Below are 12296 nucleotides of genomic sequence, written 5' to 3'. Positions count from 1 at the left end.
ATGCCTTGCATAATACCGGTCGCCACCCGGGAGCGGCGACCGGTATCTGCGGGCTACCGGCCGATCCAGTCGGCGCCGTTCAGGACGCTGTCGTCCTCCGCCAGCACGCAGGTGCCGGCGGTCACATCGCAGCGGGCCGTACGCGGGGCGTCCTGCACGGTGTCCTCGGTCAGCAGCACCTCGGTGGGCCCCAGCCAGGACGGGTTGAGGCCGGGCACGGGCCACGACCGGACCTGGTTCCGGTCGAGGTCGAGAACGCCGTGCTGCGTCGTGCTCCCGTTGGCCCACTCGAGCGGTACGAGCCGGCCGTCCGGGGAGACCTGCCCGCCGAGCTTCCAGCCGTTGCAGTCGGCCATGGTGATGGTCGCATTGCCGTCCAGCTTGAACAGGCAGCCGGAGGTGTCGTCCAGAGCCACCATCCCTCCGGGGACGCTCATCGCCTGTCCCATGGGAACCGGGGTTCGCTCGCCGCCGCCGGTCCAGGGAGCCCGCCAGGCCACGGCACTTTTTCCACTGAGCAGAAGGGCGGTGTCGGAGGCCCACGCCGCCTGGGTGAAGCGACCCGCAAGCTGGTGGACGACCCGGCCGGACGAAACGTCCACCAGTTTGACCGTTGGCTCGCCTGCCCCGCCGCTGGTGAAGGCGAGCATCGTTCCGTTCGGGGAGATCGCCACGCTGCCCGCCTGAGCGGCGTGCAGGATCGTGCGGCGGGAATTGCCGGCGCCGACCAGCACGAAATCGACGTCGAACAGTCCGTCGCCGCCCTTGGCGCCGGTCACCGCGACAAAGACGCCGTTGTCGCGGCGTTCCAGGAGGTGCACCGCCGCCGCTCCGGGAAACCGGACCGGACCGGCCCCGGTCACCAGCGTCGGCTGCTTCGCCAGCTCCGGCGCCAGCTCGGGATCCACCGTGCGCGGCACCGGCGCGGTGATCCGGCCGCCCGGAACCAGCTTGTCGAACGTCTGGGAGTACGTCTCCGAGACGCCGAGAGTCCACAACGGATGCGCGCCGTCCGCCGTGCCTTGTGTGGTCACGGACGGCGCGGCCGTCGCGACCGGCTGCCCGCCACCGCCGTTCGACCGGATCCCCAGGGTCAGGCCCGCCACCACGACCACGACCGCCGCGGCCGACGTCATCGCCACCAGCCAGGGCCTACTACGGCGGCCCGGTTCCGGCTCGGTGGCCGGGTTCCGCAGACGTACGGTCGCCGGGTCGATCCGCTCGCCCGCCTTGGTCAGCACGTTCGTCAGGCGCCGATCGAGCTCGTCCATCACTGCTCCCCCCTTCAGTGCGGCCTCGAGCCGGGCGTGAGCGCGGTGCGCGCTGGACTTGACCGTTCCGGCGCTGATGTTCAGCACCCGCGCGATCTCCGCCTCGCCCAGATCGCACCAGTACCGCAGCACCACCACCTCACGCTGCCGGCGGGGCAGGTCCTGCACCAGGTTCCAGAGCCACCCGTCCTCGACGGGCACCAGATCGGCCTGCTCGGGCCGGGCCAGACGCGGCGCGAACCGGCGGGCCACCGCACGACGGCGAAGGAGGCTGCGCGACCGGTTCACCACCGCGGTCCGCGCGTACGACATGGCGGTGTCCGGCCGCACGTCGGCCCACCGGCGGTACAACTGCTCCAAGACGTCCTGCGCCACATCCTCGGCGTCGCCCCGCTCGCCCAGGAGCAGGTAGGCAAGACGTACCAACTGCGTCCCGCTGTCGTGGAAGAAGTCGGTGAACACGACGAAACCCGGCTGCCGCCCGCCGGGAAAGCGGGCAGCAACCGGGTTTCAGCGCTTCTGACTACGCGGCCGGGCCGTAGACGGCCAGCTCGGTCGAGTCCTGGAACACGCAGCCGCTGTACGCGGGCGGCTGGCCGGCCGGGCAGAGGCCGGCGTTCTGGCCCTGCGTGGTCAGCATCGTGTACCGGATGAACGCGACGTCGTCACCCGTGCCCGCGGCCAGCGCGACCGTGGTGGGCGTGACGGTGCCGGCCGGGAAGGCGCCGCTCGCGGCGACCGCCCAGGTGGTGCCGTCCTTCGAGGTCTCGACGCGGTAGTCACCGGTCGAGGCGGTCTCGTCGTCACCACAGGTGGCCGACGGGTTGATCACCAACTCGGAGATGTCGACGGCGCCGGAGAGGCGGATGACGGCGTTCTGGCCGCCGGCCGCGACGTCCGATCCCCAGCCGGAGATCTGCGACTGGTCGATCAGCTGACCGGGGCCACAGCCGTACGGCGTGTAGTCCGGCCCGGTGAAGCTGACGATCGAGCCGCCGCCCGAGGAGGCCGCCCAGTCCTTGCGGACCGACCAGTTCTCGGTCTTGGTGCCCGAGTTGATCGACAGCGTCTTCACCACGATGTCGTAGCCGGCGCCGCGCGCGTACACCTTGGCGTACGTGCCCGGAATGATGCCGGAGATCTTGTAGGTGCCGTCCGCGGCCGTGGTGGCCCGGTAGTCACCGGCGAAGCCGGAGGCGTGACCGCCGAAGGCGACGGTCAGGCCGCTCACCGCCGCCTTGGTGTCCTGGTCGGTCACCTTGCCGGTCAGCGTGCCCCGCGGGGTGTTCGCCGACGGCGGCATCGAGAAGTCCTCGACCGGCTGCGCGTCGTCGCCGTCGATGGCGGCGGCGAAGTAGCCCATGCCCCGCTTGGCGAAGGTCTTCCAGATCGTCTTGGCGTTCTTGCCCTTGTTGACGACCAGGTCGGCGGCGAGGATCGAGTTGCGCATGTCCAGGAAGGACGGGTTCGACGGGCTGAGCTCCATGGCCCGCGTCACGATCGACTGCGAGGCCTTGCTGCCGATCGCGGTCCGCAGGTCCCACAGGGTCTGCGCCCAGATCTCGCCGTCCGCGTGCACCTCGGGGCCACCGGCGTAGATCTTGCCGAAGTCGCCGTAGGTGTAGCCGCCGGGGCCCGCGCCGGGAGTGCCCGGGCAGACGGTGGCGGACGCGCCGACCGTGCAGTCCAGCGCCTCGGTGCGGATGGTGTCGCCGGCCGTCCAGTACTTGCCGATCAGCACGTCGCCCGGCTTGTTCGGGACGTCCTTCTCCAGGCCCTTGCTGAAGATGTAGTCCGAGGCGTACCAGTCGCTCCAGGCCTCACCCATCGAGCCGCCCTGCACCTGGCTGAGCGTCGAGTTGCCGGCCGCGTCGACCACGAGGCGGTTGGACAGGCCGTGCGTGTACTCGTGGAACACCACGTCCGACTCGTCACCGGTGTTGGCGGCGACCGAGCCCGGTCCCGGGGTCAGCAGGTACATCTGCATGACCGGCGGGATGCCGTCCGGCGGGGTGTTCATGTTGGCGTTGTCGGTGTGGTCGCCGTCGGGCAGGCCGTTCGCGGTGTTCGCGCCGTCCATGGCCTGGCCCTGCACCGCGTCGCCGTCCTGCGCCTCGAAGTTGCCGGCGGCCCGGGTGAAGCCGATCGGCGCCGACTTGAGGTGGTCGTGGAAGGTGCCGAGGAAGGTGAACAGCTGCACCGCGTTCTGCTTGCGGTTGACCTGCCACGAGTTCGGCGTCTCCGGGTCCCACGAGCAGGGGTACGCGTCGGAGCAGAGCCCGCCCACCTCGTCGTTGAAGTCGACGAACGGGTAGTTCCAGGTCTTGAGGCCGGACGGGCCGACCTCCTCGCTGGCGTCGGGCAGGTCGTTGTCGTTCACGTCGGACCAGACGTGGGCGACGTTGCCGGACAGCTGCCGGGCGTTGTTCGGCAGCCAGCCCTTGGCCGTGAGGTCGACCTTCTCCTGCTTGCCGCCCTTGGGCGCGCCCGGGTAGTTCTTCCAGGCGTCGGCGGTGTCGTTGGCGACCGTGCTGTGGCGGTAGAGGACCTCGCCGCTGGCCGCGTCGACGACGTGCACGTAGCCCTCGTCGACGACGATCGTCTGGTACGCCAGGCGGACGCCGCTGGCGGTCTGGAACCAGACCAGCTTGGCGTTGCCGTTGTCGCTGAACGTGGTGACGCCGGCGGCCGTCTTGGTGGCCTTGGCGGTCGACTTGCCGAACACGTCCTTGACGGCGGCGGCGCGGGCGCCGGCCGGGGTCAGCTTGGCCGCGCCGGCGGACGGCGGCAGCGCCTTGAGCGGCGAGCCGTCGACCTGCACGAGGCGGCCGTCCTTGGTCACGTGCGCCTTGAGCCCGTTGCCGAACACCGGCACCCCGTCGGCGACCTGGATCCAGCTCAGGTGGTGGGTGCCCTCGATGTCGACGTAGTCCTGGCGCAGCTCGAGGGTGGCCAGGTCGGCCGCGGTCAGCCCGAACACGTCGGGGTGCGCGGCGATGTAGTCCAGCGCGATCTTGGCCGGCTTCTGCTTGCTCGGGCCGGTCAGGAACCCGTCGAGCTTGGCGACCCGGCGCGGGGTGCCGGTCGCGCGGTCGATGTCGACGATGCCCTGGACACCCAGGGAGTTCCGCAGGGTGTTCACCGCGGTGGCGGACGGCGTCGCGACGAGCGCGCGGCTCAGGGCGGCGCTGGGCGCGGCGGCCGCCGCGGCGGCCAGGTTGGCGCGGCTGTCGTAGTCGGCTCGCCGCTGCTGCTTGCTGTCGGTGGCCCCGGAGACGGCGCCGGGTAGCGGCGCGGCTTGTGCCTGTGCCGGCAGCAGTGCTGCCAGCAGGGCGACTCCGGCGGCGGCCGCTCCCACCCGCTTGGTTGCGGATGGCACGGATAACGCTCTCAATTCAGCCCCTCTCGACCGGGCCAGATACTGACCCATCGATGGGTGATGCTCTTGCCGATCGCCACATATAACTAGAGCGATGTCTGATTCTTTACCTATCCGAGATATCCGAGTGCGTGGCCTCGTCCACGCCGCCCTGGCGCTGACGTTGGTCGCGACGGCCTCCTGCACCGCCTCGCATGGCCCGCCGGCGGTGCGGATGACACCTTGGATCGCGACGCCGGTTTCCGAGCCTCCGACGATCACCGATCTGGGCACCGTGCCGGCCGGAGAACTCGGCGCGCCGGCGGTGGCCGACGACCGGTATCTCGTCCGGCCCGCCGACACGAGCGGACGTGCCGTGGCGATCGTCGACCGCCGTACGGGAGAAACGGTTCTCCGGCACCGAACCGCTCGTCAGCGGCTATCCGTCACATTTACCGCGCTGTATCACCAACGGGCGGTAATTCTCGAAGAAGACATCGATGGCATCGACAGCATGTCGGCTGATACGAGCAAACAGCCGGACACTGTGTGGATCTATGACCTGAGCACCGGCCGCCGGAAGTCGGCCAGTCAGGTCGCCGGAGCGCCCCAGCCGTCGCCGTACGCCGCGCAGAGTCACGTGGATGAGCGAGGCCGCTACTACTACCTCGCCCAGAACCATGGCGGCTTCAGCAACTGCGTGGGTGAGATCGACCTGACGACTCTGCGCGGCCGCCCGGTCGCGTGCGTGGCCTCGCCCTCGGTCATCTTCTGGCCGGGCTCGGCGAGCACGGGTGTCACCTGGACCGAAACGCGTTCGGTGAACGGCAAACCGTGCCGGACGAGCCGCTGGTTCGACGGGGACACGGTTCGGTCTATCGGGCCGGCCGGCTCGTGCGGCACCTTCGACAACGCCGTTCTCGGCACCTGGCGGATGTGGAGTGCTCAGAGCGTGGAGAGCTTCGACACGAAGGTTCCCCTGACGGCGTCGGACGGCACGACGACACGGGACCTCGGCCCGATGCGCCCGCAGAACCTGATCGTCTGTGGTCCCTACGCCTACTGGCTGGTGAATGACGTGGATCGTCCGAGTCGCCTCGTCCGGTGGCGGCCCGGATCGGACGTACAGGATGTCTACGCCGCCGACCAGCTCGGTGACAGCACCCCGGACGACGTGCTCCTGTCGCCCCAGGGCTGCGCGGACGGCCACCTCAGCCTGGGTGTGAGCAGGGTTACCGGCAGCGGCTTTACGCTGCGACTCCTCTCCGTTGCGCCCGGATGACGTCGGGCCGGTCAGGTCCGGCCGGACGACGGGTCGGCGTGTTGCTGTGATCGGGCTAACCTGTGGGGATGGGCGGCACGGCCGCCCGCGCTGCCCTTTGCGGCCCGATGCCGGAACTGGGCGAGGACATCATGGAGGAGGCCCGTGACAACCCCGACCTGGGACGAGCCCGGTGGACCGCTGCCGAGCGAGGACTTCCGCGCCGCGACGACTGCCATCATGGCCAACATCGAGCAGGTCATCGAGGGCAAGAGCGCGACGGTGCGGCTCGCGCTGGCGGTTCTGCTGGCCGAGGGCCACCTGTTGATCGAGGACGTGCCGGGCGTCGGCAAGACCAAGCTTGCCAAGGCGCTCGCCCGCTCCATCGACTGTTCGGTTCGCCGTATCCAGTTCACTCCCGACCTGCTGCCCAGCGACGTGACCGGCGTCAGCGTCTACAACCAGGAGACGCGCGACTTCGAGTTCAAGCCGGGCGCCGTCTTCGCCAACCTGGTGGTCGGCGACGAGATCAACCGCGCCTCGCCCAAGACCCAGTCCGCCCTGCTCGAGTGCATGGAGGAGCGGCAGGTCACGGTCGACGGCACGACGTACGAGCTGCAGTCGCCGTTCATGGTGATCGCCACGCAGAACCCGATCGAGATGGAGGGCACCTACCCCCTTCCCGAGGCGCAGCGTGACCGGTTCACCGCCCGGATCGCGATGGGCTACCCCGACCCGCGGGCCGAGCTGGCCATGCTCGGCGGCCACGGCGCGCACGACCCGCTGAGCGACCTGCGGGCCGTCGCCGACGCCGCGCTGGTCCGCCGGCTGATCGCCACCGTGCGCGACGTGCACGCGGCCGACGCCGTCCAGCAGTACGCGATCGCCCTGGTCACTGCGACCCGCGAGGCCCCCGAGATCCGCCTCGGCGCCTCTCCCCGGTCGACGCTGCAACTGCTGCGCACGGCCAAGGCGTTCGCCGCGCTCGAGGGCCGCGACTACGTGCTGCCCGACGACCTGCAGGCGCTGGCCGTGCCGGTTCTCGCGCACCGGCTCATCCCGACCGCGGACGCGCAGCTCAACCGGCGTACCACCGACGCCATCGTGGCCGAGATCGTGCACCGGCTGCCGTTGCCGCACGACCGCAGCCGCTCGCCGTACGACACCCGCAACACCGGTGGCGCGCAGCAGCAGTACGAGCCGCGGGGGCGCTGACCATGAGGGAGGCCCTCCGCGGGCTCACCACCCGCGGCCGATCGTTCCTCGCCGCGGCAGCCGCGGCGGGCATCTCCGCGATCATTCTCGGCGAGCGTGACCTGCTGCGGGTGGCCGTGCTGCTCGCGGCCCTGCCGTTGCTCGCCGCCGCGTACGTGGGCCGCAGCCGCTACAAGCTGGCCTGCACCCGGTCGCTCGACCCGGGCCGCGCCCCGGTCGGCTCCAGCGCCCGGGTGATCCTGCGCCTGCAGAACATGTCCCGCCTGCCCACCGGCACGCTGCTGCTGGAGGACCGGTTGCCGTACGCGCTGGGCAGCCGCCCGCGCGTGGTCCTGGAACGCCTCGGCGCCCACCAGGCCAGCTCGGTGGCGTACACGGTCCGGGCCGACGTGCGCGGCCGCTACCCGATCGGCCCGCTGGTCATCCGGCTCACCGATCCGTTCGGCCTGTGCGAGCTGACCCGCTCGTTCCCCAGCGTCGACAAGCTCGTCGTGATCCCCCAGGTGGTCACTCTTCCGACGGTCCGGCTGGCCGGTGAGTACGCGGGCACGGGCGACAGCCGGGCCCGCTCGGTCGCCGTGCACGGCGAGGACGACGCGGCCACCCGCGAGTACCGCCGCGGCGACGACCTGCGCCGCGTGCACTGGCGCTCCACGGCCCGTACCGGCGAATTGATGGTCCGCCGTGAGGAGCAGCCCTGGGAGAGCCGGGCCACGGTCGTGCTCGACACCCGGGTCTTCGCCCACCGCGGCGAGGGCCCGACGGCCAGCTTCGAGTGGGCCGTGTCGGCCGCCGCCAGCATCGCCATGCACCTGCGCCAGCAGGGCTACAAGCTGCGCCTGGTGACCGGCTCGGGGATCGACATCGACGCGGCCGAGGCGGCCGGCGAGGGCGTGATCCTGGACACCCTGGCCGACGTCACGACCGCGCAGAACGGTGACATCTCGATCCTGGTCGAGCAGGTCCGCCGCCGCTCCGACGGCGGGCTGGTGATCGGCATCTTCGGCTCGCTCACCGTGCCCGAGGCCGAGTTGCTGGCCGGTCTGCGCGGCAACGGCGCGACCTGCATCGGCTTCGCCATCGACAGTTCGACCTGGGTCAACCTGAGCCCGGGCGAGCGACAGGAGTCCGACAGCGAGCACGCGGCCGCGGCGCTGGCCCTGGTGCAGAACGGCTGGCGTTCCGTGCCGGTCGTGCACGGGTCGACGCTGCCGCAGCTCTGGCCGGCCGCCGCGCGCGGCTCCAGCGGCTTCGCCTGGCGGGCCGCGATGGCCGAGACAGTGGGAGGAGTCATCCGATGACCGGCCCCCGCCGACTGGGGCTCGTCGCGGCCGGGGCGACGCTGCTCGCCGCCGCGCCGATCTCGTCGATCTTCGACAGCTGGAAATGGCTGATGATGTGCCTGCTCGTGGTGGGCTTCATCGCCGGTGCGGCGTTCGCCGCGCGGTCGCTGCGGTTCCCCACCTGGGCCCAGGCGCTCAGCATGATCGTCGTACTGCTGCTCATGCTGACCTGGATGTTCCCCAGCGGGCACGAGTTCCTGGTGCCGACGCCGTCCACCTTCGGCCACTTCGCCGACCTGTTCACCCAGGCCGGTCAGGACACCCGGTCGTACGCGGTGCCGGTACCCGACCGCGACGGCCTGCTCTTCGTCACGGTGCTCGGCATCGGATCGGTGGCGATCGCGGTCGACCTGCTGACCGTGGTGGTGCGCCGCCCGGCCCTGGCCGGCCTGCCCATGCTGGCGATCTACTCGGTGCCGGTCGCGGTCTACATCGACAGCGTCCCGGTCCTCCCGTTCATCGTCGGCGCCGTCGGCTTCCTCTGGCTGCTGGTCTCCGACAACATCGACCGGGTACGCCGGTTCGGGCGCCGCTTCACCGGCGACGGCCGCGACGTCGACGTGTGGGAGCCGTCCCCGCTGGCCGCGGCCGGCCGCCGCCTCGGCGTGATCGGCGTGGCCGCGGCGGTGCTGCTGCCGCTGGCCGTGCCGACGATCACCGGCGGCCTGCTCTCCCAGCTCACCCAGAGCGGCACCGGTACCGGGACGGGCACGGGCGGCGGTGGCACCGGCGGGCGGATCAACCTGTTCGCCTCGCTCAGCGGCAACCTCACCCAGAGCGAGACGGTCGAGCTGGTACGGCTGACCACCAACGAGACCACGCCGTTCTATCTGCGCTTCGGCGTCGCCGACCAGCTCACCAACCTGGGCTTCGGCAGCCGCTCCCCCAGCGGCCAGGCGGTCGCGGCCGGCATGCCCGACCCGCGCACGGGCACGGCGGGCGGCAGCTACCAGCAGTTCACGGCCGACGTGAAGATCAGCAACAAGCTCAGCCAGGGCATGCTGCCGGTCTACCAGAACACGGTGGCGGTCGACGGCCTCGCACGCGGCTGGTTCTACGACAACAACCAGCAGGTCGTGTACTCCAACCGCAACTCCACCAAGGAGCTGGAGTACAAGTTCAACTACGTGCGGGCCCGCTACCAGCCGGCCGACCTGCGCCAGGCCGAGCCGCTCGCGCCGGACGACCCGATCGTCCGGCTGAACACGGCCCACCCGGACGACCCGACGGTGGCGGCGCTGGTCACCCGGCTCACCGCCGGCAAAACCAACCAATATGACAAGATCCGGGCGCTGTACGACTACTTCTCGTCCAAGAACGGCTTCGTGTACAGCCTGTCGACGCAGCCGGCGAACAACAGCACCGAGATCGCGTCGTTCCTGCAGAACAAGGTCGGATACTGCCAGCAGTACGCGGCGGCACTGGCCTGGATGGCCCGCCAGGCCGGCATTCCGGCCCGGGTGGCGTTCGGCTTCACCCGCGGCGACGGCCGGGACGGCAACACGTACGTCATCACGAACAAGAACGCCCACGCCTGGACCGAGGTCTACCTGCAGGGCTTCGGCTGGATCCCGTTCGACGCGACCCCGTCGGCCGGCGTCCGCGGCGCCGCCCGCTCCGACTGGGCACCCGACACCGAGCTCCCGCCGTCCACGGCGCCGTCCACGGCGACGACGGTGGCGCCCGGCGCCGAGGCGTCGGGCCCGGCCGGCGGCGTCGAGCGCCCCGACCGCCCCGACTTCAGCGATTCGGGCGCGTCCGGCACGACGACCACCAGCGACAACAGCAACCTGGGCACCACGCTGCTGATCGTCGCGCTGATCGCCCTGGTCCTGGCCCTGCTGCTGGTGCCGGCCCTGCGCCGCGTCCTGGTCCGCCGCCACCGCTACGCGGCGACGGTCCCCCGGGTGACAGCGTTGACTGAGGCCCAGTCGGGCCGCCCCGACGTGGTGGTGACGTCCGAGACCACGAAGGCCAGAGAGGACGCGCACGCGGCCTGGGACGAACTGCTGGACACGATGGTCGACTATCGCGTCCCCCTGGACCCGTCGGAGACCCCCCGGGTCACCGCCCAGCGCCTCATCACCGACGCCGTGCTGATCGACGAGTCGGCCACCTCGGCCACCCTGCTCGGCACGGCCGAGGAACGGGCAAGGTACGCCCGCAAGCCGCTGCAGGGCGGCGAGCTGACCGCGGCCCTCAACCACGTACGCCGTGGCCTGGCCCGCTCCGCGACCAGGCGCACCCGCCTGACCGCGACCCTGCTCCCACCGTCGGTCCTGATGCGCTGGCGCCTGGGCCTGGCCGACTCCTCAGCCAAACTGGTCGGCGCCGGAAGCCGCGTCCGCGACTTCCTGTCCCGCTTCAGCCCACGCCGCCTGCTGGCCAACCGCGGTCGCTGACAAAGGTGCCGCCGCCCACCACGGGCGGCGGCACTTTCGTCCTCAGTGCCGCAAAGTCCAGTTCGTCCAACGACCGAACCCGCGGCACCTCCACCTCGGCGTGAACACCACCCCGGTCAAGCAGAACCGCCTCCAGACCGGCCGCCCGCGCCCCGAGCACATCCTTACCCAGCGAATCCCCCACCATCAGGGCCGCCGGCGCCTCAACTCCCACCAACTCGACCGCCCGCCGGAACGCCCGCGGATCAGGCTTCCCCGCCGGAAGCGTCGACGAGGCCACCATCAGATCAACTTCGGGCAGCAGCCCCAGCAACTCCAGCTTCCGCCGCTGCTGCCCCTCCTCCCCATTGGTGAAGACGGCAGCGACCAGCCCCGCATCCCGAGCCCGCCGAAGAGCCGGAACAGCATCGGGAAACAGAGCCCAGCCGGCCTCGTACAGCTCCAGATAGCCGGCGAAAAGCCCATCCGCCTCCGCGTCGCTGAGAGCCGCACCGAGAAATTCCCGAACCCGCTCCCGCCGCTGCGCGGAAAACCCGATCTCCCGCCGCTGATACCGCTCGTAGTGCCGCTCCGACACCCGAGCCCAACGACCGGGAACGTCGCCCCCGTCAACCCCGAGCCGAGCGGCCCACTGAACAACAGCCGCCCGCTCCGCCGCCCCTTGATCGACCAACGTGTCATCGAGATCGAACAACACAGCCGCAATCACGCCACGATCGTGCCACGGCTCCCAGCACAGGCATCCCTCAGCGCGAGCGGCCCTCACCCCAGCACGCCCAAGCAGCAGCCCGCCGCGCGAACGGCCCCACCCCAGCACGCCCAAGCAGCGCCACGCCGCGCGAACGGCCCTCACCCCGGCACACCCAAGCAGCAGCCCGCCACGCGAACGGCCCCACCCCAGCACGCCCAAGCAGCGCCACGCCGCGCGAACGGCCCTCACCCCGGCACACCCAAGCAGCAGCCCGCCGCGCGAACGGCCCTCACCCCGGCACGCCCAAAGCACGCCGCGCGAACGGCCTCAACCCCGGGGCGCCTAAGCGGAGCACTCAGCGCGGGCGGCCAGTGGAAGCAAGTGGGCCGAGCGAACACGTGGGCCGAAGCCTCCGGGCACGGATGTGGGTGGGCAGCGAAGCGCAAGGGCAGCAAGCTGCGGCGGTCGCAGGCTGCGGGCAGAGTGCTCGTGGCGGGCAAGGCACCGCCGGGCAAGACACCGCCGGGCAAGGCACCGCCGGGCAAGACACCGACGCGGCAAGGCACCGACGCGGCAAGCAGCGAGGGGTAAGGCCCGCCGGGCAAGGCAGCGAGGGGGCAAGGCGCCGCCGGGCAAGGCAGCGAAGGGCAAGGCGCCGCAGGGCAAGGCAGCGAAGGGCAAGGCAGCGCCGGGCAAGGCAGCGCCGGGCAAGGCAGCGAAGGGCAAGGCAGCGCCGGGCAAGGCAGCGAAGGGCA

At 71.1% G+C, this 12296-nt stretch carries 7 protein-coding genes; 4 read left to right on the top strand and 3 right to left on the bottom strand.

The window, feature by feature from the left end; translation table 11 throughout:
• Positions 1-53: 53 nt before the first annotated feature.
• Entirely contained in the window at positions 54-1733 is a 1680-nt protein-coding gene (locus ACGFJ7_RS24665; protein WP_392644040.1) for a sigma-70 family RNA polymerase sigma factor, read from the bottom strand.
• 61 nt (positions 1734-1794) lie between these two features.
• Positions 1795-4650 (bottom strand): M36 family metallopeptidase, encoded by a 2856-nt coding sequence (locus ACGFJ7_RS24660; protein WP_360252955.1) that lies wholly within the window; start codon positions 4648-4650, stop codon positions 1795-1797.
• Positions 4651-4777: 127 nt separating this feature from the next.
• Here ACGFJ7_RS24660 and ACGFJ7_RS24655 point away from each other — a divergent pair, with 127 nt between their 5' ends.
• The 4 genes from ACGFJ7_RS24655 (at position 4778) to ACGFJ7_RS24640 (ending at position 10850) form a co-directional block, all read left to right on the top strand.
• Entirely contained in the window at positions 4778-5911 is a 1134-nt protein-coding gene (locus tag ACGFJ7_RS24655; protein ID WP_392644038.1) for a hypothetical protein, read from the top strand.
• Between the two features lie 144 nt (positions 5912-6055).
• Positions 6056-7105, top strand: a complete 1050-nt coding sequence (locus ACGFJ7_RS24650; RefSeq protein WP_360252949.1) for a MoxR family ATPase — start codon at positions 6056-6058, stop codon at positions 7103-7105.
• A 2-nt stretch (positions 7106-7107) separates the two neighbouring features.
• Positions 7108-8406: a DUF58 domain-containing protein gene (locus ACGFJ7_RS24645; protein ID WP_392644036.1), complete on the top strand. Its 1299-nt coding sequence runs from the start codon at positions 7108-7110 to the stop codon at positions 8404-8406.
• Positions 8403-10850 carry a DUF3488 and DUF4129 domain-containing transglutaminase family protein gene (locus ACGFJ7_RS24640; protein ID WP_392644034.1) on the top strand — a complete coding sequence of 816 codons (2448 nt, stop codon included), beginning with the start codon at positions 8403-8405 and terminating at the stop codon, positions 10848-10850. Before ACGFJ7_RS24645 ends, ACGFJ7_RS24640 begins: the two co-directional genes overlap by 4 nt.
• Here the strand turns inward: ACGFJ7_RS24640 and ACGFJ7_RS24635 are convergent.
• Complete coding sequence (locus ACGFJ7_RS24635) at positions 10813-11559, bottom strand: HAD family hydrolase (RefSeq protein WP_392644032.1); 747 nt, start codon at positions 11557-11559, stop codon at positions 10813-10815. The genes ACGFJ7_RS24640 and ACGFJ7_RS24635 overlap by 38 nt on opposite strands.
• Between the last annotated feature and the right edge of the window lie 737 nt (positions 11560-12296).

The organism is Actinoplanes sp. NPDC048988, assembly GCF_043197815.1.
GTDB lineage: Bacteria > Actinomycetota > Actinomycetes > Mycobacteriales > Micromonosporaceae > Actinoplanes.
Note: the sequence above shows the minus strand (reverse complement) of the source record. Positions and strands in the feature narration are given on the sequence as shown.

Excerpts from the sequence above, each read along its gene's own strand:
- ACGFJ7_RS24645 (WP_392644036.1), top strand. The coding sequence starts at position 7,108 with ATGAGGGAGGCCCTCCGCGGGCTCACCACCCGCGGCCGATCGTTCCTC.
- ACGFJ7_RS24640 (WP_392644034.1), top strand. The coding sequence starts at position 8,403 with ATGACCGGCCCCCGCCGACTGGGGCTCGTCGCGGCCGGGGCGACGCTG.